We start from the raw sequence: 22,961 nt of genomic DNA on the forward strand, positions 1-22,961 counted from the left end.
GTTTCCGCCTCAGCGCTGCGGATAGCCCTCTACAGCAGAGAAGGCGCGGTGGCCTCAGACAGGGTGCCCTTTGCAGCAGCAAAAACGCCGCCGTCCTTTTCCAGCAGCGTACACGGAAGCTGGCCAGCAGGCTGGGGCCGATGAGAGGCGGGCATTTCGCAGCGCTGAACAGAGTGAGTTTGCCAGGGGAGCCCGCAGGGCGGCGGGCGAAAGGTGGGGCTGGAACAGGGATGTTCCATCCCCACCGGTCCGTCAGGCAGACGAATGACGTGAAGGTACCGCGTCAGCGGCGCGAGGACCGCCAGCCTCTGAGCGGCACCAGACTGCGTTTAACTGACAAGTGTTACCGTCGGAGCGGGGCTTGTCGTCACAACAGAGCTACTTGCCGACCACGTGCGCGGTTTCGCGCGCTTCGTCGTTGGCGGCGTTTGGCGTTACCGGCGGCGTATAGGCGAGCTTGAGCACGCGGCTGGTATCCGCCAGCACTTTCTCCGTCAGCGCGACGTCGCCGTTGAGCTTGCGGCCCCATGACGGCACTACCGCGCGAATGCGGTTCTGCCATTCGGTGGAGGCCATCTGCTCTGGCCAGGCCTTCGCCATCAGCTCCAGCATAATCGGCGCGGCAGTCGACGCGCCCGGCGAGGCGCCGAGTAGGGCAGCGATAGTGCCGTCCTGCGAGGTGACCACTTCGGTGCCGAGTCGTAGCACGGCGCCCTCTTTGGCGTCTTTCTTGATAATCTGCACGCGCTGGCCCGCGGTCACCAGACGCCAGTCGTCCGGCTGCGCATCCGGCACGTAGGCGCGCAGCGCCTCCATGCGGTCGGCGTCGCTCTGCAGCACCTGATCGACCAGATATTTCACCAGATCGAAGCTTTTCAGCCCGACATTCATCATCGGCAGCAGGTTGCCGCTGTTCATCGAGCCGAACATATCGAGCAGTGAGCCCTGCTTAAGGAATTTGGTAGAGAAGGTGGCGAACGGGCCAAACAGCAGCACGCGTTTACCGTCCAGCACACGGGTATCGACGTGCGGCACCGACATCGGCGGCGCGCCGACCGAGGCTTTGCCATACACCTTCGCCATATGCTGGCGCACCACGTCTGGATTTTCGGTCACGAGGAAAGAGCCGCCGACCGGGAAGCCCGCATAGCCGCCTACCTCGGGAATGCCGCTTTTTTGCAGCAGCGGCAGCGCCGCGCCGCCCGCGCCGATAAAGATGTTTTTCGCCGTGAGCTGGCGCTTCTCGCCCGTCGCCAGCGAATGCAGCGTCGCCTGCCAGCGGCCGTCGCTCAGGCGCTTGAGATCGCGTACTTCCTGGCGCAGACGCAGGCGGAAGCTGGCGCGTTTCTCCAGCGAGGCGATCAGCTGACGCGTCACTTCACCAAAGTTAACATCGGTGCCCATTTCCGTCCAGGTCGCTGCCACTTTCTGCCGGCGGTCGCGGTTCTTCATCACCAGCGGGATCCACTCGGCAATCTGCTGCGGATCTTCGGAGTAGGCCATGCCGCGGAACAGCGTGCTTTTCTGCAGCGCCTGATAGCGCTTGCGCAGGAAAGCCACGTTCTCGTCGCCCCAGACGAAGCTCATATGCGGCGTGCTGTTAATAAAACGTTCAGGCGAGTGGAGATGGCCCTTTTGCACCTGATACGCCAGGAACTGACGGGAGATCTGGAAAGATTCGTTGATCGCCAGCGCCTTGCTGATGTCGATGCTGCCATCCGCCTTTTGCGGCGTATAGTTCAGCTCCGCCAGCGCGGCGTGGCCGGTGCCGGCGTTGTTCCAGCCATTGGAGGACTCTTCCGCCACGCTCTCCAGCCGCTCGACCATTTCAATGGTCCAGTCCGGCTCCAGCTCCTGTAGCCAGGCGCCGAGGGTCGCGCTCATCACGCCGGCGCCGATCAGCAGGACGTCCACCTCTTTACGCTCGGACATCTGCGGTTTTTCCATGCCAATGGCGCTCATTGCGAGCGTAAGATTTACAGCTGTTTTGCACATGAGGCGACATCTCCTCTCTCTGTTGACCTGATGCTCAACAGTTTCGCAGGCGAAATAGTCACGCTTCTTGGGAGCGCGTTGCGCTATTTCCTAAAGGTTAAGACTCAGGTTCGTTTAAGCGGGATGCAGGTTAACTGCACGTTATGCTTTGTCTGTTGAATATAACATTCTCATCTCTGAATTAAACATTTGTTTATTTTTTAAATGCAGAAATGATTCAGCATAAGAATTAATCATCTCAGCCTGGCGGCCATAAGGAATTTTTTACCGTAAACTCAGCGGGTTAACCTGATATGATGTTGCGTAACTGCACAATGACAGTGCATAACGGCAGATGACGAGAAAATGGCCATATTTTATAAGCCAATGATTTTATGGATTTATACTGAAAGGGATCGATAAGGAATTTTTGACGTGACCGCCGGGAAACCGCGTTTCTGTAAAAATAGTGTTACATTTTTGTGATTTTGATCGGCCCGCGCCAGAGGAAAAAGGCGCGGGCGGAGAGGTTCGTCAGGAACGGAACCAGCGGCGATAAATAAAGCGGATCACATAGAACTCCACCGCGCCCAGCAGCAGAAACCACACGCAGAAGATCAGGGTGTAGAGCTGGTTGATATCCTGCAGGTGCAGCCGTTGGGTCAGGCTTCTCGCCATTGTCAGGCCAAAATTGGGCGCTGGCAGCAGCAAAGCAGAGAGAAAGCCAAGCAGCAAAATGCCACCGGGAATAATCAGGGACTCGAAAGGATTTTTCATCAGCAGGTTCCGCGTTAATCAGCGCGGCTATTTTCCGGCAATCGCCGCCAGGGTTCAATCCCCGCGCGTCGGCGAGGCGCATGCGGTAAAAAGGCCGCAAGAAAAGGCTTAAGTACCATCAACTTAGCGGCAAAAGATAGCGAACGATAAAAGTTATAGCCTTTGCTATACTTAAATCCCTGATTTTGTTGTCTTTTTATCGGGCATCATGCGTGCTAGACTGCGCGCACTTTTATCAGACTGAACAGATAATGCGGTCAAAAGCGGGTGTTCGAACGCTTTTTACCCTGACACTAGCCATTATGACTTTTATCGCCACCCTGATCCTGGCTTTCGGCATGTCGATGGACGCCTTTGCCGCTGCGTTAAGCAAAGGCGCGGCGCTGCATCGCCCCGGATTCAAAGAAGCGCTGCGTACTGGCCTGATTTTTGGCGCCATTGAAGCGCTGACGCCGTTGATCGGCTGGGCTGCTGGCCTGGCCGCCAGCCGCTATGTAATGGCGTGGGACCACTGGGTCGCCTTTTTCCTGCTGTCGTTCCTCGGCGGCCGCATGATGATGGAAGGCTTCCGTCAGACAGCGACGGCTGAGCCGTGCGAAGCGCCGCAGCGTCACGGCTTTCTGGTGCTCGCCACCACGGCGGTCGCCACCAGCCTCGATGCGCTGGCGGTTGGCGTCGGCCTGGCCTTTTTGCAGGTCAACATTATCGCCACCGCGCTCACCATCGGCATGGCGACCACCATTATGGCGACCACCGGCGTGCTGGTAGGGCGTTTAGTGGGGCCGGTGCTGGGCAAATGGGCGGAAGTGCTCGGCGGGCTGGTGTTAATCTCTATTGGCTGCACTATTCTCAGCCAGCATCTCCATCTCTTCGCCTGAGATCGGCCAGGCAGATTAATGCTGTTTTTGTGATCTGGTTCAAAATTTATTGCCTGCAAAATGCACAGAAGTTATAATTTCTCTGCATTTCTTCAACAAATTTTGAATCAGGTACGCTATGAAACGCTTTATGAAATATGTTTTCCGTGCTTATGTTGAAACCTTTAAGTACGTCCCGCCAGGCGCAATGTATTAATCTTCTCTTGTTGCATCGCCTCAGGTAATCACGGCGTCTGCTGCGCCGTGATGCCCGCTAGTCATAGCCTTTTCTTTTTACCCTTTCCCCTCTTTTCGCCTGCTCAAGCCGCCATTGCGCGCCTGTCATAAGCGCAGCTTTTTGCTATAGCTCCAGGTTATAGCCCGCGACTAAACAAGCATTCGTCCCGCTCTCTCTGCCGTGAAATAGTGCGCTTCAGACCCTCAACCCTGTCTGAAAGAGAGCGCATCATGTTTATCCCGCAACCTTATCTGCTGTTTCTCGGCGACGTCACCGATCCGCTTGCGGCCAAAACCGCGCGCGGCATTCAGGTATGGCGGCCCGAACAGTGCGTCGGCGAAATGTGTCTGCCCGGCTGCACCGTTTCCCTTGGCCTCGACGAGCTGAACATCGCCGCGGCGAAGGCGCGCGGCGCCAAAACTCTGGTGCTCGGCACCGCCAACGCGGGCGGCTATCTGCCGCAGCACTGGATGGAGAGCGTCACCTCCGCCATCAAAGCGGGCATGAACGTGGCGAGCGGCCTGCATCATCGCCTGGCGGACGAACCGGAGCTGGTGGCGCTGGCGGAGGCGCACGGCGTCGCGCTGTTCGATATCCGTCATATGCGTCCGAAACTGGCGGTGGGCAGCGGCAAAAAACGCAGCGGCAAGCGCGTGCTGACTGTCGGAACCGACTGCTCGGTCGGCAAAATGTACACCTCGCTGGCGCTGGAAGCCGCGATGCGCGAACAGGGCATGAAGGCGGATTTCCGCGCCACCGGGCAGACCGGCATCCTTGTGGCGGGCGAAGGCATCGCTATCGACGCGGTTATCGCCGATTTTATCGCCGGCGCGGCGGAGGCGCTCTCGCCCGCTAACGACGACGATCACTGGGATATCGTCGAGGGGCAAGGCTCGCTGTTTCACCCCTCCTACGCGGGCGTCAGCATGGGATTGATCCACGGCGCGCAGCCGCACTGGCTGGTGATGTGTCATGAGATGGGACGTCCGCATATGCGGCATTTACCGCATCAGCCGATGGTGGGCCTGGCGGACTGCGTCGAAGCCAATCTGCGCGCGGCGCAGGTCACCAGCGACAATCCGCAGCTGGCGGGTTTCGCCATCAATACCTCGAACTTCAGCGAACAAGAGGCGCGCGACTACTGCGCGCAGCTCAGCGCAACCTTTGGCGTGCCGGCGACGGATCCGGTGCGTTTCGGTATTGCGGCCATCGCCGCGCTGCTGAAAGAGCGAGGCTGATATGCGCCGTATGCTGATCGACGTGCTGACGCTGCCGCTGGCGCGGCCGTTTGCTATTGCGCGCGGCACCCGCACCGCCGTGGCGGTGATACGGGTCACGCTGGAGCAGGATGGCTTTATCGGGCGCGGCGAATGTACGCCGACGCCGCGCTACAACGAGTCCGTCGAGGGCGTGCACGCGCAGCTCAACGCGATGAAAGATGCAATCGAGGGCGGCCTCAGCCGTCAGGCGCTGCAGAGCCAGCTCAACGCGGGCGCGGCGCGCAACGCGCTGGATTGCGCCCTGTGGCGTCTGGATGCCGCGCGCGTCAGGAGGACGCTGTGGCAGCAGGCTGGCGTGGCCGCGCCCGCGTCGGTGGTGACCGCAGAAACCCTGAGCCTCGACAGCGTCGAGAAGATGACCGAGGCGGCGGCGGATGCGGTGTCGCGCGGCGCGCGGCTGCTGAAAATCAAGCTCGACCGCGAGGCGATAGTGGAAAAGGTAGCGGCTATCCGCGCCGTCGCGCCGGATGCCACGCTGATCGTCGACGCCAACGAAGCCTGGGGCGGCCTTGAACTGCCGACGCTGTTCGCGGCGCTGTTGCCTTACCGACTTGCAATGATCGAACAGCCGCTGCCGGCGGGCGAGGATGCCGGATTAGAGCATATCGCCCATCCCATTCCCCTCTGCGCCGACGAAAGCTGCCACACGCGCGGCGACATCGCCGCGCTGCGCGCGCGCTACGAGATGATCAACATCAAGCTCGACAAGTGCGGCGGCCTGACGGAGGCGCTGGCGATGATCGACGAGGCGCGAAAGCAGGAGATGCGCATCATGGTGGGCTGCATGCTCGGCTCCTCGCTGGCGATGGAGGCGGCGCTGCTGGCCACACCGCAGGCGGAGCATGTCGATCTGGACGGTCCCATCTGGCTGGCGGCGGACAGTTCGCCCTTCCTGACCTATTCACAAGGCCGCATCTGGCTGTAAACGCCCAAGGAGCAACGATGACGGACCTTTCTCGCCAGCCCGACGCCGCCAGCGTGGCCGGATCAAGCAGCGCGCCGGTGCTGGCGATAGAGCATCTCAGCGTCAGCTTTCGCGGACGCAGCGGCGTGCATCAGGCGCTGCACGACGTCTCCTTCGCCATTCAGCCAGGGGAAATCGTGGCGGTCGTCGGCGAGAGCGGCTCGGGAAAATCGGTCACTTCGCTGGCGGTGATGGGGCTGCTGGCCGCCTCGGCGCGCATCGACGGCGGCGCGATCCGCTTTCGCGACCGCACAGGCGAAACGCGCGATCTCAGCCGGCTCAGCGACGAGCAGCGGCGCAGGCTGCGCGGCCGCGAAATGGCGATGATTTTTCAGGAGCCGATGACCTCGCTGAATCCGGTGCTGCGCGTGGGCGATCAGCTCACGGAAGCGCTGCGCGACCACCAGATCTGCTCCGCCGCCGACGCGCAGGCGCGCGCGCGGTCGCTGCTGCGTCAGGTGCGCATCGCCGACATCGATCGCGTGATGAAAAGTTTTCCACACGCGCTCTCCGGCGGCATGCGTCAGCGCGTGATGATTGCCCAGGCGCTGGCGTGCGATCCGCAGCTGCTGATTGCCGACGAACCGACCACCGCGCTCGACGTCACGGTGCAGGCGCGCATTCTGCATATTCTGCGCGAGCTGCAGCGGGAAAAGCAGATGGCGGTGCTGTTTATCACGCACGACATGGGCGTCGTCGCCGAGGTGGCGGATCGCGTGGTGGTGATGTATCGCGGCCATGTAGTCGAACAGGGGCCGGTAGAGGCGATTTTCGCCGCGCCGCAGCACGACTACACCCGCGCGCTGCTGGCGGCGGTGCCGAAGCCGGGAGAGATGCGCGAACAGCGCTGGCCGCAGCGCTTTCCGCTGCTGCACGGCGACGCGCCGGCCGAGGAGCCGCATATCACCGCCCGCTACGAAGAGAAACCGCTGCTCGACGTGCGCGGCCTGAGCGTGCGCTTTCCCATTCGCAGCGGCATTTTCTCCGCACTGACGCACCGCGTGCATGCGGTGGAGCAGATCGACTTCGCCCTCTGGCCAGGGGAAACCCTGGCGATCGTCGGCGAAAGCGGCTGCGGCAAATCGACCACCGGTCGCGCCCTGATGCGGCTGGTTGACGGCGACGCCGACAGCATTCTGTTCGCCGGCCGGGAGATCGCCAGCCTGAAAGAGGCGCAGTTCCAGCCGCTGCGGCGTGAAATCCAGATGGTGTTTCAGGATCCCTACGCCTCGCTCAACCCGCGACTCACCGTCGGCTTTACCATTGCGGAGCCGCTGCTGCTGCACGGTATCGTCCGCTCGCTCGCGGAGGCGACGCCGCAGGTCGAGGCGCTGTTAGCGAGCGTCGGTCTGCTGCCGGAGCACGCACGGCGCTATCCCCATGAGTTTTCCGGCGGCCAGCGGCAGCGCATCGCCATCGCCCGCGCCATGGCGCTCAAACCCAAAATTATTATTGCCGATGAAGCGGTCTCCGCGCTCGACGTGTCGGTTCAGGCGCAGGTCATCAACCTGATGATGGATTTGCAGCAGCAAACCGGCGTCGCGTGGATTTTTATCTCGCACGACATGGCCGTAGTGGAGCGCATCGCTAACCGCGTCGCGGTGATGTACCTCGGACAGATCGTCGAGATCGGGCCGCGACAGTCGGTGTTCAATCAGCCGCAGCATCCCTACACGCAACGCCTGCTGGCCTCGGTGCCGGTGGTCGATCCGCTCAATCGTCCAGCACGCCGGTTTGACGAGAGTGAAATCCCGTCGCCTGTGCGCAGCGTAAAAGAGACGGTCAGTAAACATCGTTATCGTCAGGTCGCGCCCGGTCACTGGGTGGCCGACGTGCGTTAACTGCGCCTACTCATCAATACCAGGAGCCTTTATGAAGCCACTATTCCGCCGCGCCTCTCTTGCCCTCGCGCTCTCTCTGGCCAGCGTCGCGCAGGCACAGGATCTGCGTATTTCGATGTACGCCGATATCACCGGCCTCGATCCGCATGACACCTCCGATAACATCAGCTATTCGGTGCAGAGCGGCATCTTTGAACGCCTGTTCCAGTTCGACGCCAAAATGACCCTGACGCCCTGGCTGGCGACGGGCTACACCAGCAACGACAACGCCACGCAGTTCACCCTGACTCTGCGCGACGGCGTGACCTTTCAGGACGGCACGTCGTTTGACGCCGACGCGGTGAAGGCCAACCTCGAGCGGCTCGCCGACCAGAAAAAGGGGCTAAAGCGCAACAGCCTTTACCGCATGATCAAAAGCGTTACGGTGCTGGCGCCCAATAAAGTGCAAATCGATCTCAGCGAATCCTTCGGCGCCTTTATCAACACCCTGGCGCACCCCTCGGCGGTGATGTGGAGCCCAGCGGTGCTGAAGGCTTTTCCCGACGAGGCGCAGCTGCGCCTGCATCCGGTCGGCACCGGTCCGTTTAGCTTTGTCGACTGGCAGCCGGGCAAGGCGGTAACGCTGACGAAATTCAGCGGCTACTGGAACAAGGGCTGGCCGAAGGTGGACCGGGTGATCTTCTCGCCCAGCCCGGAAGACGCCACGCGCGTCGCGGCGCTGAAGTCGGGCCAGGTAGACGCCATCTACCCGCTGCCGTCCGATCTCGTCGCCGCAGTGCAGAGCGACAGCCGGCTGGCGATCCAGCGCGATCCCAGCATCTATCTCTACTACATGGCGATCAACACCCAGCACAAGCCGCTGGCGGACAGGCGCGTGCGCCAGGCGATCAACTACGCCATTAACCGCGAGCTGTGGCTGAAAGTGGGCTTTGCCGGCATGGGCGCGCCCGCCACGTCGGCGATCCCGAGCGGCGTGCAGTTCTACCAGAAGCAGAGCGAGCCGAACTATCGCTACGCGCCGGAAGAGGCGAAGGCGCTGCTGAAAGCGGCGGGCTATGCGGACGGGCTCGATCTCAAGCTCTGGTGCACCAACGCCACCGCCAGCGTCCGCGCCGCGCAGTTTCTCAAGGCGCAGCTGGCGTCGGTCGGCATCCGCGTGACCGTGACGCCGATGGATTCCGGCACGCGCAACGCCAGGCTGTGGGGCGTAAAGGATCCGAAACAGGCCGAGTACGATCTTTACTACGGCGGCTGGTCCACCTCGACCGGCGACGCCGACTGGGCGCTGCGTCCGCTGTTCGCCAGCGAATCCTGGGTGCCGACCTCTTACAACGTCTCCTACTACAGCAATCCGGCGGTGGATAAAGCGATTGCCGGCGGCCTGGCGACCGCCGAACCGGCGAAGCGCGCGGCGGCCTACGCCGAGGCGCAGCGCCTGCTGTGGCAAGAGGCGCCCATCGCCTTTCTCGGCACGCCAGACAACCTGGTCGGCAAAGCGAAAACGCTGAGCGGCGTCTCGATGCTGCCCGACGGCAATCTGCTTTTTAACCAGGCCGTTTTCAAATAACGCTTATCGGCTCTGCAAAAAAGGAAGGCTATGTTCGCATACATCCTGCGTCGACTGCTGGAGATGATCCCGGTGCTGCTGGTGGTTTCGCTGCTGGTGTTCGGCTTTATCAAGCTGCTGCCTGGCGATCCGGCGCGCATCTACGCCGGGCCTGACGCGCCGATCGAGGCGGTCGAGGCGGCGCGTCAGCATCTCGGCCTGAACGATCCGCTGCCGCAGCAGTATGTTAACTGGCTGGGCGGTATGCTGCGCGGCGATTTGGGCGTCACCTACCGCACCCAGCAGCCGGTGCGGGAGGTGATCCGCAAAGGCTTTATGCCGACGCTGTGGCTGGCGCTGGCGGGGTTCGCCTGGTCGGTCACGCTGGGGCTGGCGCTGGGCGTCGCCGCGGCGCTGCGGCGCGGCGGCTGGCTGGACTGGACGCTGATGAGCGCCGCGGTCGGCGGCATTTCGATGCCGGCGTTCTGGCTCGGCCTGCTGCTGATCCAGTTCGTCGCCATGCCGTTTGGCCTCTTTTCGGTCAGCGGCTTCAACCAGCCCGCCGATATCATCCTGCCCGCCATCACGCTTGGCTCGTCGGTCGCGGCGGTGATGGCGCGCTTTACCCGCTCGGCGTTTCTTGAGGTGGCGCAGGAGGATTATGTGCGCACCGCGCGCGCCAAAGGGCTGCGCGCCGCGCGCGTCACCTGGAAACATGTGATGCGCAACGCGCTGATCCCGGTGATCACCATGCTGGGATTGCAGTTCGGCTTTCTGCTCGGCGGCTCTATTGTGGTGGAGAGCGTCTTCAACTGGCCCGGCCTGGGCTGGCTGCTGATTGAATCAATCAAGGCGCAGGACCAGCCGGTGATTCAGGCGCTGGTAATGCTGTTTGTGTTTGAATTTATCCTTATCAACCTGCTGGTGGATCTGCTCTACGCGGTGGTGAATCCGGCCATTCGTCTCAGTCAGGGGGCCAAATGAGCCAGCAGACGCTCTCTACCGGCGACCGCGCCGCGATCCGCTCGCCGTGGCGCGACTTTCTGCACGCCTTTGTGCGCAATCCGCTGGCGCTGGCGTCAGGCGGCTTCGTGCTGCTGCTGCTGCTGGTTGCCCTTTTCGCGCCCTGGCTGGCGCCCTGGGATCCGATGGCGCCAGACTGGACGGCGCTCTCCGCGCCGCCATCTGGCGCGCACTGGATGGGCACGGACGACCTCGGGCGCGACGTGCTGAGTCGCGTGATCTACGGCGCGCGTATCTCGCTCTACGTCGGCGTGGTGTCGGTGACGCTCGGCATGCTGGTGGGCATCGTGCTCGGCCTGCTGGCGGGCTACTACGGCCGCTGGGTCGATATGCTGATTATGCGCGGCTGCGACGTGCTCTTCGCCTTTCCCGGCATGCTGCTGGCGATTGCGGTAGTGGCGATACTCGGGCCCGGCCTCAACAACGTGATTATCGCGGTGGCGGTGTTCAGCGTGCCGGTCTTCGCACGCATCGTGCGCGCCTCGACGCTGTCGCTGAAACAGGCCGCCTGGGTTGACGCGGTGCGCTGCGCTGGCGCGCCGGATCGGGTGATCCTGCTGCGCCATATTCTTCCCGGCACGCTGCCGAACGTGATCATCTACTTCACCATGCGCATCGGCACCAGTATCCTCACCGCCGCCGGGCTGAGCTTTATCGGCCTCGGCCCGGAGCCGGACGTGCCGGAGTGGGGCAATATTCTTGCTATGAGCCGCAGCATGATGATGGCGGGCCTGTGGCACGTCAGCGTGTTTCCCGGCCTGGCGATTTTTATGACGGTGCTGGCGTTCAACCTGCTGGGCGATGCGCTACGCGATACGCTGGACCCTAAACTAAAGAGCTAAAGATGGACTTTCAACAACAGCAGCGCGACCTGTTGCTGCAGCGCTGGCGCGCCACGCGCCGGCTGGGCCAGCCGCGCGGCGTCTGCGGGCCGACCAACGGCATCAGCGACGTGCCGGGCGTGCGCGTCGGTCACTACACGCTGGACAAGGATGAGCAGCAGACCGGCGTCACGGCGGTGGTGCCGCCGGGCGAGAATCTTTTCGCCCAGCCGTTGCCGTGCGGCGCGGCGGTGTTCAACGGCTTCGCGAAGCCGGTCGGGCTGGTGCAGGTTGCGGAGCTGGGCGTGCTGCAGACGCCGATCCTGCTCAGCAACACGCTGGCGGTCGGCACGCTGTTCACCACCCTGGCGCGCGCGGCTATCCGCGCCAACCCTGAGCTGGGACGCGAGCTGCCCACGGTCAACCCGCTGGCGCTGGAGTGCAACGACGGCTGGCTCAACGATATTCAGGCGATGGCGATCACCGAAGCGATGGCGCAGGCGGCGCTCGACAGCGCCGACGTCGCGTTCGCGCGCGGCAGCGTCGGCGCAGGACGCGGCATGAGCTGCTTTAGCCTGAAAGGCGGCATCGGCAGCGCCTCGCGCCGTATTGCGTCACTTAACGCCACGCTGGGGGTGCTGGTGCTGGCGAACTTCGGCGCGCTGGAGGCGCTGACGCTGGACGGCGTGCGGCTTGGCGAGCAGATCGCGCCGCTGCTGCCGTCGCTGACGCCGCAGCGCGACGCTGGCTCCATCATTATTATTATGGCGACCGACGCGCCGCTCGACGCGCGCCAGCTGACGCGCGTGGCGAAGCGCGCCGGCGCCGGTCTGGGGCGGCTTGGCAGCTACTGGGGACACGGCTCCGGCGACATCGCAGTGGCCTTCTCCACGCAGCCAGCGCCGCAGCCGCCGCAGGATGCCGCGCTGGAGCCGCTGCTGTCGGCGGCGGCCGACGCCACTGAACACGCGGTGCTCGACGCGCTGCTCAGCGCAGAGCCCGTTACCGGCTTTCGCGGCCACCATCGTCCGGCGCTCAGCGATGTGCTGGACCGCCTTGCAGGAGTCACACCGTGAAAATATTTATTTCCGCCGATATCGAAGGCGTCGCGGGTGTAATGCGCCCGGAACAGTGCACGCCCGGCCACGCCGACTGGCAGCTGGCGCGCGAGCTGATGGAGCAGGAGGTTAACGCCGCCATCGACGGCGCCTTTGCCGCCGGCGCGACCGACGTCGTCGTCGCCGACAGCCATGCGCAGATGACCAATCTGCGCGCCGCGCAGATAGATGCGCGCGCACGGCTGGTGCAGGGCAAACCGCGCGCGCTCTCGATGGTAGAGGGGCTGGAGCAGCAGCGCTTCGACGGGCTGATGCTGATCGGCTATCACAGCGCGGCGGGCGAGCACGGCGTGCTGGCGCACACCATCAACGGCCGCGCCTTCTGGCGCATCCTTATCAACGATCGGGTGGTGGGCGAAAGCGATATTTACGCTGCAGCGGCAGCGGAGCAGGGCACGCCGCTGTGGCTGGTGAGCGGCGACGACTGCCTGCAGCAGTGGATCGGCGAGCGCCACCCCGACGCGGACTATGTCTGCGTAAAGCGCGCGATTTCCCACACCAGCGCCGAGTCGCTCAGTCCAGAAGCGGCGCGCCAGCGTATTCGGCAAGCGGCGGAGCGAGTGGTGGCGCGCGCGCCGGGCGGGTGCGACACCTTGCTTCGCCCACCTTATCGGCTGAGGCTGCAGGCGAGCAAACCGGTGCTGGCGGATCTCTTCTCGCTGATCCCCGACGTCGCGCGTCTCGATGCCGTCACGGTCGGCTATCAGAGCGAGCGCATGGCGACGCTGGTCAGTTTGCTCAGCGCCTTCTCTTATCTGGCGTCGACACAAAATTAAACGCTATGTCATCGGATGAGCGGAAGTTTGTACGATTTTCATCTCATCTTTTGCTAACCTGCGCGCGAATTTATCGATAACAACGAGGCAGTAATGCAGCTTTGCAGTTTTTATCTTCCAGACCAGGGCATAAAAAGTTTCGGCATCGTCAAAGAAAACGGCGTGGTGGATGTCGGCACGCGCATGGGCGCACAGTGCCCGGATCTGAAAACCTTTTTGCAGCGCTCCTCTCTGGCGGATCTCGCGGCGTTTCGCGATCTGCCCACCGACTACGCGTTCGACGCGCTGCGCTTTCTGCCGGTCATTGACAATCCGGGCAAGGTCTTTTGCGTCGGCATGAACTACGCCGATAAGCGTAAAGAGTTTGCCGAAACCCAGAGCGCGCCGACGCTGTTTATCCGTTTCGCCGACTCCCTGACCGGTCATGACCAGCCGCTGATGAAGCCCGCTTCTACCAGCGAGTTCGACTACGAAGGCGAGCTGGCGGTGATCATCGGCAAACCGGCGCATCAGGTGAAAGCCGACGAGGCGCTGGACTACGTGGCGGGCTACAGCTGCTTTATGGACGCCACGGTGCGCGATATGCAGTTTACCTGGTTCACCGCCGGGAAAAACTGGCCGCAGACCGGCGGTTTCGGCCCCTGGATGACCCTCGCCGAGACGATTGGCGATCCGCAGACGCTGGCGATCAAGACCTTCCTCAACGGACGCGAAGTGCAGAACGACACCACCGGCAGCATGGTGCACAAGGTGGCAAATATTATTGAATATATCTCTGCTTTTAGTCCGCTCTCGCCGGGCGACGTCATTTTTACCGGTTCGCCAGGGGGCGTGGGGAAAAAACGCACCCCGCCGCTGTTTATGTTCAGCGGCGACGTGGTGGAAGTAGAGATTGAAAAGATTGGCAGGCTGCGCAACGTTATCGCGTAAACCGCACCACACGGCTGCGGTTAAGCACTAATCGCAGCTCGTCTCCTCTGCGCTGTAGCATAAAGCGTTTCTGCCACGGCCCATCCTGCGCCGTCGCCAGCACGCGGTCGCCGCCCAGCGACTGTAGCCTGGCGACCAGCGCCGCCGGGCCGATGCCCATTGTGAGCCTCTCGCCCACGATCTCCAGTTCGCTGCGCCACTGCGGCAGGAACCAGCGCCCTTGCATCGCCTGCAGGCTGGCGCTGTCGGGCTGCGCCGGCACAAAGCGGCGCGGCGCATGGCCGATTTCGCCGACAATGGCGGCGCCGTCATGACGCAGGCGCAGCGGCAAGGTGCTGGAAAGCGATCGCGCATCGCCGTGCGCGTCGCCGCGCCACAGGGTTTCGCTCGCGCCGAGCCAGGTCGCCGCGTCGCCGCCGATCTCCAGCCACTCCGCCTCTTGCTCCCCAACATAGAGGCCGGGCACCAGATCGTGCCCCTTCTCCGGCAGCGTGCGGTTGAGCAGCGCCGCCATCACGCGCAGCGCGCTTTCCGAGGTGGCGATATCCTCGCGGTTCGCCACCAGCGCCACGCCAGCATGGCGCTCGGGATGCAGCAGAAAATAGCTTTTGTAGCCCGCGTGCGACCCGCCGTGGCCAAACAGCGTCTGGGTGCCGATCTGGCTGCTGGCCAGGCCCAGCCCGTAGCCGCTGACGCGCCCGTCCGCCAGGGTGCGCGGCGCGCTGAGGCGCTGCAGCACGCCCGCGCCGGGGCCGCTGTCGCTCAGCAACGCCTGCAGCCAGCGCGTCAGATGGCGCAGGCTGCCGGTGACGCTGCCGGAGGCGGAAAGATGTAGACCGGCGCTGGCGAGCCGCCAGCGGCTGCCGTCGAACCAGTAGCCTGGCGCCAGGCCCGGCACCACGTCGAACCAGGTTTCCGGCGCGGTCAGGCTGATATCGAGCGGCTGGCAAATATATTGCTGCAGCAGCGCGTCGAAACGCACCCCTTTGGCTTTGAGCGCCTCCTCCACCAGCCGGTAGCCGGTGTTGGTATAGGAGACTTCGCTGCCGGGCGGGTAGTTTAGCTCGCCCTCTGCGGCGATAAACGCCAGCAGATCGGCGTCCGTCGTGGCGTTGTAGACCGACAGGCCGATCAGCGACAGCGTTTCGCGCAGATCCGGCAGCCCGCTCGACATATCCAGCGCCTGACCGACGGTTACCTGCCCGTTAGCGCCGCGCAGCTGCGGCAGGTGATCCACCAGCCGGTCGTCAGGCGACAGATAGCGGCGTGCCGGCCCGGTCGCCAGCGCCGCAAAAAGGTGTTTGGTCATCGACGCGAAGCGCACCACGCTGTCGAGGCTAAACGGCGTCTGCTGCGCCAGATCCGCCAGTCCGGCGCAGTGCGCCGACTGCACCTGACGCGCGTCGAACAGCACCATCGCGCCGCCCGGCGCATCGGGCTGGCGCCAGCCCTGCACAATCTCTTCGGCGACCGCTGCCGCCCGTTGCCACTCCAGCGTCATGCCGGCTCCTCCAGCCCAATGCTTAAATCAAACAGCTGCGCGGTGTGCGGATGGCGGATGCGGCGCGCGCGCAAATCGTCCGCGCTGAGCTGCTCCACCATTTCGCCGTGCTGCATCACGCCGATGCGCTGACAGAGATGCGTGACCACCGCCAGATTATGCGTCACCAGAATATAGGTGAGGCGGCGCTCGCTGCGCAAATCGCTGAGCAAATTGAGAATTTCCGCCTGCACGGAGACATCGAGCGCAGAGGTCGGCTCATCCAGCAGCAGCACTTCCGGTTCGGCGATCAGCGCGCGCGCGATCGCCACGCGCTGGCGCTGGCCGCCAGAGAGCTGATGCGGATAGCGAAAGCGCGCCGCGGCGGGCAAGCCGACGTCGCTCAGCGCCTGGCTAATGCGCTGTTCGGCGCGATCGAGGCGATGTACCAGCAGCGGCTCATGCAAAATGCGGTCGATGGTCTGGCGCGGATGCAGCGAACCGTAGGGATCCTGAAACACCATCTGCACCTGACGAAAAAAGGCGCGGCCGCGTCGGGCGCTCAGCGCCATGCCGCCAAAGCGAATGTCGCCGCGCCAGGCATGATTCAACCCCGCCAGCGCGCGCAGCACCGTTGATTTGCCCGAGCCGCTTTCGCCCACCATGCCAAAACTCTCGCCGCTGCCTACCTGAAAAGAGACCGCTTTGACGGCGCGCTGCGCGCCGAAACTGATATCCAGATTGTTGATTTCAAACATAGCTTGCTCCTAATCGCGCCAGGCGGCGTCGCGCTGCAGCGTCGGCAGGCGCGCGCGCGGATGACGCAGCGACGGCAGACAGGCCAGCAGCCCCTGGGTGTAGGGATGCTGCGCCTGATGTAGCTGGCGGGCGTCAAGCTGCTCGACGATACGCCCGGCGTACATCACCGCCACGCGATCGCAGAAGTGCGACACCAGCGGCAGATCGTGGCTAATGAGGATGAGCCCCATGCCGCGCGCCGACACCAGGTCGTCGATCAGGCGCAAAATCTCCGCCTGCACCGTCGCGTCGAGCGCGCTGGTGGGCTCGTCGGCAATCAGCAGTTCGGGATCGGGCGCCAGCATCATGGCGATCATCACGCGCTGCCCCATGCCGCCGGACACTTCATGGGGATAGCGCAGCGCCACCGCGGCGGCGTCGCGGATTTTCACCTGCTCCAGCAGGCCGATCGCCGCCTGCATCGCCGCCTTTCTGCTGCCGCCTTTGTGCTCGCGCCAGGCTTCGGCAATCTGCTGGCCGATGGTCATCACCGGGTTAAGCGAATATTTCGGGTCCTGCAGAATAAAGCCGACGCGCCGCCCGCGGATCTGGCGCAGCGTTTTTTCACTGACGCCGCGCAGGTCGATGCCGTCAAACCGCAGCAAGTCAGCGCTGACCTCGGCATTGCCGGGCAGCAGCTGCATCAGGCTGCGCGCGGTGAGCGATTTGCCGGAGCCGCTTTCGCCGACAATGGCAAATTTCTCTTTGCCGACGCTGAAGCTGACGCCGCGCACCGCCTCGAAGGTTTCGGCGCGGCTGCGAAAGGCGATGCGTAAATTTTCAATTTCCACCAGCATTTAGCGCTCCCTGGGATCGAGGACGTCGCGCAGGCCGTCACCGAGAAAGTTAAAGGCCAGCGAGGTGAGAAAAATCGCGATGCACGGCATCAGCGGCACCCACCATTCGCTGAAGAGAAAGCGGCGCGCGGTCGCGATCATGGTGCCCCATTCCGGCGACGGCGGCTGCGCGCCCATGCCGAGAAAGCCGAGGCTGGCGGCGGTAATAATGATGGAACTCATATCGAGCGTGACGCGCACGATCAGGCTCGGCACGCATAGCGGCATAATGTGGCGCAAAATAATGCGCAGCGGCGACGCGCCGGTCAGGCGGCTGGCGGCGATAAAGTCGCTGTGGCGAAACTGCAGGGTTTCGGCGCGCGCCAGCCGGGCGTATGGCGGCCAAGCGGTCAGGGCGATCGCCAGCACCGCGCTCTCGATGCCCGGCTTGAGCGCCGCGACAAACGCCAGCGCCAGGATCAGGCGCGGAAAGGCGAGAAAAATATCGGTAATGCGCATCAGCGCCTTATCAACGACGCCGCCGAGATAACCGGCCACAGAGCCGATCAGCAGGCCGAGCGGGGCGGTCAGCGCCACCACGGCGATAACCATGCCGAGCGTGGTGCGGCCGCCGTAAATAATGCGCGTCCAGAGGTCGCGCCCCAGTTCGTCGGTGCCGAGCCAGTGCGCGGCGGACGGCGCCGCCAGACGGTTTTCCAGATGCTGCGCGCCTGCGTCATACGGCGTCAGCAGCGGCGCGGCGACCGCCAGCAGCAGCATCAGCAGGATAACGCCCAGACCGGCTATCGCCAGCGGGTTGCCGCGCAGGCTGAGCCACAGGCGGTAGCGGCGGCCCCACACCGCCTGCCGGCGGTTGGTCGGCGAATCGGCGAGCAGCCAGTCACGTGAAATAGCCATTATTTTACCCGTGGATCACAGAGTCGATAGAGAAGGTCGGCAAGCTGATTGAGCAGCACGTAAACCGTACCGACCAACAGCGTGGCGCCAACCACCGGATTCATGTCGGCGTTCATCAGCGAGGTGGTGAGATACTGGCCCAGGCCCGGCCAGGCGAAGACATTTTCCGTCACCACCGCGCCCTCCAGCAGCCCGGCGTAGGTGAGCGCCAGCACCGTCACCAGCTGCACCGCCACCGTCGGAAAGGCGTGGCGCCAGATCACGCGGCGCGACGACAGCCCCTTGGCGCGCGCGGTGATCACGAACTCGCCGCTGAGGGCGTTGAGCATAAAGGTGCGGGTCATGCGCGTGATGTAGGCCATGCTGAAGTAGGCGAGGATGCAGACCGGCTGCGCCATGTGCGCCAGCGCGTCGCGGAAGGCGTCATATTCTCCCGCCAGCAGAGAGTCGACGGTGAGAAAGCCGGTGACCTGCGGGATCATATCCTGCCAGATAATATCCTGCCGCCCCGGCCCCGGCGCAATGCCGAGCACGGCGTAGAACAGCAGCAGGCTGAGCAGCGCCAGCACGAATACCGGCAGCGAATGGCCGGCGAGACAGATAACGCGAATGCTCTGATCGAGCCAGGAGCCCTGGCGCACCGCCGCCCAGACGCCGAGGGGAACGCCGATCAGCGCGGCAATCACAATCGCCGCCGTCGCCAGCTCCATAGTGGCCGGGAAAAAACGCGCGATATCGCTGGTGACGCTGTTGGAGGTCAGCACGGAGCGGCCTAAATCGCCGTGCAGCAGCTGGTTGAGATAGTGGCCGAACTGCACGTAGAGCGGCTGATCCAGCCCCATCTCCGCGCGCACCCGCTCGACCACCGCCTGCGGCGCGTTGTCGCCGACCGCCGCCAGCACCGGATCGGTCGGCATCACCCGGCCGATAAAAAAGGTCAGCACCGTCAGGCCGAACAGCGTCAGCAGCAGGCTGCCCAGCGTGCTGACGCCGCGCTTTACCGCGCCCGTCACGCTTTTTTCACCTGCTGATAGGGCCACTGCTCCAGCACCGTCAGATGGACGTCAGACAGCGTCTTCGCGCAGGCGGTGGTCTGGATCTGCTGCATCATAAAAATAAACGGGCTCTTTTCCCGATGCAGCTGCTGAATTTTTTGATACAGCGCGAGGCGCTGCGCCGGGTCGCTTTCATGCAGCGCCTGCGCAGTGAGCTGGTTGAATTCGTCGTCTGACCAGCCGCAGCGCCACGCCAGGGTGCGGTTGCGCGCGCCGGTGGTGTTGTCGGTGTTGACGCAGAACGCTTCCGTATTGGAGTTCGGATCGAAGTAGTCCGCGCCCCATGAGGTGATAGCCAGCTGATGCTGACGCGCACGCATCTTCGTCAGCACCTGACGGTTCTCCGAGGCGATCAGCGACACCTTAATGCCGATGGCGCCGAGCTGGGTCTGAATCGCCTGAGCGATATCGGGATAGGGCTGCATCGAGTAGTGGTCGAGGGTGATCTCGAAGCCGTCCGGGTAGCCCGCTTCCGCCAGCAGCGCTTTCGCTTTATCCACGTCGCGATGAAAAGGGGTATCGTCCAGCGCCGCTGGAAAGCCAGAAGGCAAAAAGCTCTGATGCACGTTGTAGGTGAGCGACAGGATATTTTTCTGAATGCTCTCGTAGTCGATCGCCCACTTAAGCGCCTGCCACACCTGCGGCTTTTGCAGCAGCGGATGCGTGGTGTTGCTGGACATCAGCATAATGGCGGAAAGCGGCTGTTTCTCCAGCGTGACCTTGCTGTCCGACTGCAGCGGCTTTAACTGCTCGGTGGTGAGATCGTAGGCGACGTCGACGTCGCCTTTTTGCAGCATCAGCGACTGCGCGGCGGGGTCAGCGATATGCTTGAGGATCACGCGCTTAATGGCGCTCTGGCCAGCATACTGCGGGCTCAGCTCCAGGATCACCGTTTCGCTCGCCTTCCAGCTGCGCAGCGTAAAGGCGCCGGAGCCGGCGCTGTGCTGCTTCAGCCAGGCGTTGCCGAGGTCGCCGTTCTGCTGATTGGCAAGACAGGCTTTTTTCGACACGATGCTGCCGACCGTGGCAGAGAGACAGTAGAGCAGAAACGACTCCGAAGCGGGCGCGCCCAGCGCCATCTCCAGCGTATGGGTGTCTTTCGCCGTGACCTTGCTGGCCACGTTCTCTTTAGTGAAGCCGAACTGATTGATAATAAACGCCGGGCTCTTATCCAGCTTGACGATGCGCTCGATGGAAAACGCCGCATCCTCTGCGGTCACCGGCGAGCCGTCGGCAAATCGCGCCGCCGGATCGAGATAGAACGTATAGACAGAGCCGTCGCTGTTCGCCTGCCAGCTTTTCGCCAGCATGCCAACGATTTTATCCGCCTGCTGCGCATCGGGCTGCACCAGCTTCTGGTAGAGGTTGCCGCAGATCTGCCCGCCCGTCGCTTCAAAGCTTTCGTGAGGATCGAGGCTGGTCATATTGTCGAGCTGCATCGCCATCACCAGCATGCTGGGCGGCGTGGCGGCAGAGGCGGAGTTGAGGCTGAGGAATGAGAAAAAGGAGACGGCGCCGCATCCTGCAATAAAGTTTCTTCTGGTGACCATGAAAACTCCAGGTTATTGATATTTAAAATGAAAATTTAAAATATGCGCGTTTTTTGTCTTGACATGCGTCCGCGCTGCGGGGATTAATAAACGCTCACCGAAGCACAATACGGCCTTGCTCTGTTTTGGTGCGCCTGCGCTTGCCGCATGCCGCCTTTGTGCACTCTCCCTCGCAGATGGAATGGAAAAAATGTCGGAAAATCATCAAGTGGCACCGCTCGCCGTCCCGGTATTCGATGGTCATAACGACGTGCTGTGTCGACTCTGGCAGCATCACTACGCTGACGCGGTTAACGCCTTTATGCAGGGCACCGCGTCGGGTCATCTCGATTTTCCGCGCCTGCGCCAGGGCAACGTGGCGGGCGGCATTTTCGCCGTATGGGTGCCTTCCCATCCCGCGGTGGCTGCCGCGGCGGACAGCGAACAGGTTGCAAGAAGTGCGCCAACTCCCGCTGATTTTCCGCAGGAAGCGGCGATCGCCGCGCGCGACGCCACCTTTTCGATGCTGGCGATCCTGCTGCGCATCGAGCAGGCGTCGCAGGGAAAAGTGAAAATTTGCCGCAGCGCAGGCGACATTCGCGCCTGCATGGCCAGCGGGACGCTGGCGGTGGTGATGCACATCGAGGGCGCCGAGGCGCTGGACGTCAACGGCGAGCTGCTCGACATTTTTTACGCCAGCGGGCTGCGCAGCCTGGGGCCGCTCTGGAGCCGGCCTAATCGGTTTGGCGCCGGCGTGCCGTTTCGCTATCCGTCTTCGCCCGATCTCGGCGACGGCCTGACCGACGCGGGCAAGCAGCTGGTGCGCGACTGCAATCGTCGGCGCATTCTGGTGGATCTCTCCCATATGGATGAGAAAGGCTTCTGGCATACCGCCGCCATCAGCGACGCGCCGCTGGTGGCGAGCCATTCAAACGCCCACGCCCTGAGCGCACAGTCGCGCAACCTGACCGATCGCCAGCTGGCGGCGATTGCCGAGACGCGCGGCTTTGTTGGCGTCAACTTTGCCGTGCCTTTTCTGCGCGAAGATGGCCGGCGCGACGCAGAAACCAGCCTGCAGGAGATTGTTCGCCATATCGAGTATCTTCTCGACAAAGTCGGTGAGGATGGCGTCGGGTTCGGCTCCGATCTCGACGGCGCCACCATGCCGGACGACTTCCGCGACGCCGCCGGCTTTCCGCGGCTGGTGGCCGCGCTGGCGGCGCGCGGCTATGGTCCTGAGCTGCTGCATAAAATTTGCTACGGCAACTGGCTGCGGGTGCTGGAAGCGACCTGGGGCGAATAACCATGCGTCTGCGTCATATCGAAGTGTTCCAGGCGGTGGCTCAGACGGGCACCATCAGCGCCGCGGCGCGGCTGCTGAACGTCTCGCAGCCCAACGTCAGCCGCGTGCTCAACCATGCCGAACAGCAGCTGGGGTTTGCGCTGTTCGAGCGTCGCGCGCAGGGGCTGGTGATCACCGCAGAAGGGCGGCGGTTGCTGCCGGAGATCGACGCGCTCTATCACCGCCTTCAGGCGATCAATCAGCTGGCGGATCAGCTGCGGCGCGGTGAAGGGCAGACGGTGCGCGTCGGCGCGGCGCACGCGTTCGGCCAGATGGTGATGGCGCCCGCGCTGGTGCGCTATCGCCAGCAGGCAGCGGCGGTTAACGTCGAGCTGGTGACCGAACATTTTTCCACCCTGTGCCGCAACATTCTCGACGATCAGCTCGATTTCGCGCTGGTCTTCGGTCAGCAGGTGGATGCGGATCTGCTGGCGGAGCCGCTTTTCCACTCGACGATGGTGGCGCTGCTGCCGCTGCATCTCAGGCGCGAAGAGCCGGTGTCGCTGGAGTGGCTCTGCGCCAATAACCTGCTGCTGATGCAGGCGCAGGATCCGCTGGGCCGCGTGCTGCACCGCGCGCTTGACGACAAACGCCTCTATCCGGCGGTGTCGCTTTCGATTAAAACCTATTCGGTTATCGCTGATATGGTGCTGGCGGGCGGCGGCGTCGGCGTGGTCGACCTTTTTACCGCCTGTCGCTACGCCGATCAGCTGACGCTGCTGCCGGTCGCGCAGCCGCTGCCGTTCGAGGTGATGCTGATCAGCCGTCGCGACCGGCCGCAGTCCCAGTCTACCCTGCATCTGAAGCAGGTTATCCGCCATCGCCTGTGGGAAATCGCGCAGCAGTGCGAGGCGCGGCTGGCGCGTCCCTGAAAATAACTTTCCCCCGCCTCGCCTGCTGGTCACGATTTCGCCGCCT

At 63.3% G+C, this 22,961-nt stretch carries 21 protein-coding genes; 13 read left to right on the forward strand and 8 right to left on the reverse strand.

Going from position 1 to position 22,961, the window contains the following annotated elements; genetic code table 11:
- Nucleotides 1-378: 378 nt before the first annotated feature.
- Nucleotides 379-1,995: a malate dehydrogenase (quinone) gene (gene mqo, locus MC269_RS00505; protein WP_239953356.1), complete on the reverse strand. Its 1,617-nt coding sequence runs from the start codon at nt 1,993-1,995 to the stop codon at nt 379-381.
- A 513-nt stretch (nt 1,996-2,508) separates the two neighbouring features.
- On the reverse strand, nt 2,509-2,751 hold the full coding sequence (locus tag MC269_RS00510; RefSeq protein ID WP_239953357.1) for a DUF1158 domain-containing protein: 243 nt from the start codon (nt 2,749-2,751) through the stop codon (nt 2,509-2,511).
- Between the two features lie 302 nt (nt 2,752-3,053).
- Between MC269_RS00510 and mntP the strand changes: the two genes are divergently transcribed.
- The 11 genes from mntP to MC269_RS00560 all read left to right on the forward strand — a co-directional run bounded on the left by mntP (nt 3,054) and on the right by MC269_RS00560 (nt 14,145).
- A complete protein-coding gene (gene mntP / locus MC269_RS00515; RefSeq protein ID WP_081136764.1) occupies nt 3,054-3,629 on the forward strand; it encodes a manganese efflux pump MntP in 576 nt (191 codons plus the stop codon).
- A 130-nt stretch (nt 3,630-3,759) separates the two neighbouring features.
- On the forward strand, nt 3,760-3,825 hold the full coding sequence (azuC, locus tag MC269_RS18795) for a stress response protein AzuC (RefSeq protein ID WP_371824369.1): 66 nt from the start codon (nt 3,760-3,762) through the stop codon (nt 3,823-3,825).
- A 251-nt stretch (nt 3,826-4,076) separates the two neighbouring features.
- A complete protein-coding gene (dgcN, locus tag MC269_RS00520) occupies nt 4,077-5,084 on the forward strand; it encodes an N-acetyltransferase DgcN (protein ID WP_239953358.1) in 1,008 nt (335 codons plus the stop codon).
- A gap of 1 nt (nt 5,085) precedes the next feature.
- Nucleotides 5,086-6,051, forward strand: a complete 966-nt coding sequence (gene dgcA / locus MC269_RS00525) for an N-acetyl-D-Glu racemase DgcA (RefSeq protein ID WP_239953359.1) — start codon at nt 5,086-5,088, stop codon at nt 6,049-6,051.
- Between the two features lie 17 nt (nt 6,052-6,068).
- Entirely contained in the window at nt 6,069-7,931 is a 1,863-nt protein-coding gene (locus tag MC269_RS00530) for an ABC transporter ATP-binding protein (RefSeq protein ID WP_239953360.1), read from the forward strand.
- Between the two features lie 31 nt (nt 7,932-7,962).
- Entirely contained in the window at nt 7,963-9,498 is a 1,536-nt protein-coding gene (locus MC269_RS00535) for a glutathione ABC transporter substrate-binding protein (RefSeq protein ID WP_239953361.1), read from the forward strand.
- 30 nt (nt 9,499-9,528) lie between these two features.
- Nucleotides 9,529-10,461: an ABC transporter permease gene (locus MC269_RS00540; protein ID WP_081136754.1), complete on the forward strand. Its 933-nt coding sequence runs from the start codon at nt 9,529-9,531 to the stop codon at nt 10,459-10,461.
- Nucleotides 10,458-11,342 carry an ABC transporter permease subunit gene (locus MC269_RS00545; protein WP_239953362.1) on the forward strand — a complete coding sequence of 295 codons (885 nt, stop codon included), beginning with the start codon at nt 10,458-10,460 and terminating at the stop codon, nt 11,340-11,342. The genes MC269_RS00540 and MC269_RS00545 overlap by 4 nt, the downstream gene beginning before the upstream one ends.
- 2 nt (nt 11,343-11,344) lie before the next feature.
- Nucleotides 11,345-12,397 carry a P1 family peptidase gene (locus MC269_RS00550; protein ID WP_239953363.1) on the forward strand — a complete coding sequence of 351 codons (1,053 nt, stop codon included), beginning with the start codon at nt 11,345-11,347 and terminating at the stop codon, nt 12,395-12,397.
- Nucleotides 12,394-13,215, forward strand: a complete 822-nt coding sequence (locus MC269_RS00555; protein WP_239953364.1) for a M55 family metallopeptidase — start codon at nt 12,394-12,396, stop codon at nt 13,213-13,215. Before MC269_RS00550 ends, MC269_RS00555 begins: the two co-directional genes overlap by 4 nt.
- Before the next feature lie 93 nt (nt 13,216-13,308).
- The gene (locus MC269_RS00560; RefSeq protein ID WP_239953365.1) at nt 13,309-14,145 is read left to right on the forward strand and encodes a fumarylacetoacetate hydrolase family protein; all 837 of its coding nucleotides are present in this window, start codon (nt 13,309-13,311) and stop codon (nt 14,143-14,145) included.
- On the opposite strand, the gene MC269_RS00565 is transcribed toward MC269_RS00560, so the two are convergent.
- The 6 genes from MC269_RS00565 to MC269_RS00590 all read right to left on the reverse strand — a co-directional run bounded on the left by MC269_RS00565 (nt 14,135) and on the right by MC269_RS00590 (nt 20,722).
- A complete protein-coding gene (locus MC269_RS00565) occupies nt 14,135-15,646 on the reverse strand; it encodes a serine hydrolase (RefSeq protein WP_239953366.1) in 1,512 nt (503 codons plus the stop codon). The two genes, MC269_RS00560 and MC269_RS00565, sit on opposite strands and share 11 nt — an antisense overlap.
- Nucleotides 15,643-16,383, reverse strand: a complete 741-nt coding sequence (locus MC269_RS00570) for an ABC transporter ATP-binding protein (RefSeq protein WP_239953367.1) — start codon at nt 16,381-16,383, stop codon at nt 15,643-15,645. The genes MC269_RS00565 and MC269_RS00570 overlap by 4 nt, the downstream gene beginning before the upstream one ends.
- A gap of 9 nt (nt 16,384-16,392) precedes the next feature.
- Nucleotides 16,393-17,220, reverse strand: coding sequence for an ABC transporter ATP-binding protein (locus tag MC269_RS00575; RefSeq protein WP_239953368.1), 828 nt, complete (start codon nt 17,218-17,220; stop codon nt 16,393-16,395).
- Nucleotides 17,221-18,117, reverse strand: coding sequence for an ABC transporter permease (locus tag MC269_RS00580; protein ID WP_081136736.1), 897 nt, complete (start codon nt 18,115-18,117; stop codon nt 17,221-17,223).
- Nucleotides 18,117-19,034, reverse strand: a complete 918-nt coding sequence (locus tag MC269_RS00585) for an ABC transporter permease (RefSeq protein ID WP_239955043.1) — start codon at nt 19,032-19,034, stop codon at nt 18,117-18,119. The genes MC269_RS00580 and MC269_RS00585 overlap by 1 nt, the downstream gene beginning before the upstream one ends.
- Nucleotides 19,035-19,126: 92 nt before the next feature.
- A complete protein-coding gene (locus tag MC269_RS00590; protein ID WP_239953369.1) occupies nt 19,127-20,722 on the reverse strand; it encodes an ABC transporter substrate-binding protein in 1,596 nt (531 codons plus the stop codon).
- 190 nt (nt 20,723-20,912) lie between these two features.
- On the opposite strand from MC269_RS00590, the gene MC269_RS00595 reads away from it, so the two are divergent.
- Together MC269_RS00595 and MC269_RS00600 are read left to right on the forward strand one after the other, a co-directional pair.
- Nucleotides 20,913-22,004: a dipeptidase gene (locus MC269_RS00595; protein ID WP_239953370.1), complete on the forward strand. Its 1,092-nt coding sequence runs from the start codon at nt 20,913-20,915 to the stop codon at nt 22,002-22,004.
- 2 nt (nt 22,005-22,006) lie between these two features.
- Nucleotides 22,007-22,915 carry a LysR family transcriptional regulator gene (locus MC269_RS00600; RefSeq protein ID WP_239953371.1) on the forward strand — a complete coding sequence of 303 codons (909 nt, stop codon included), beginning with the start codon at nt 22,007-22,009 and terminating at the stop codon, nt 22,913-22,915.
- Nucleotides 22,916-22,961: the final 46 nt, after the last annotated feature.

This window comes from Pantoea sp. Z09, assembly GCF_022394795.1.
Lineage (GTDB): Bacteria > Pseudomonadota > Gammaproteobacteria > Enterobacterales > Enterobacteriaceae > Pantoea > Pantoea latae.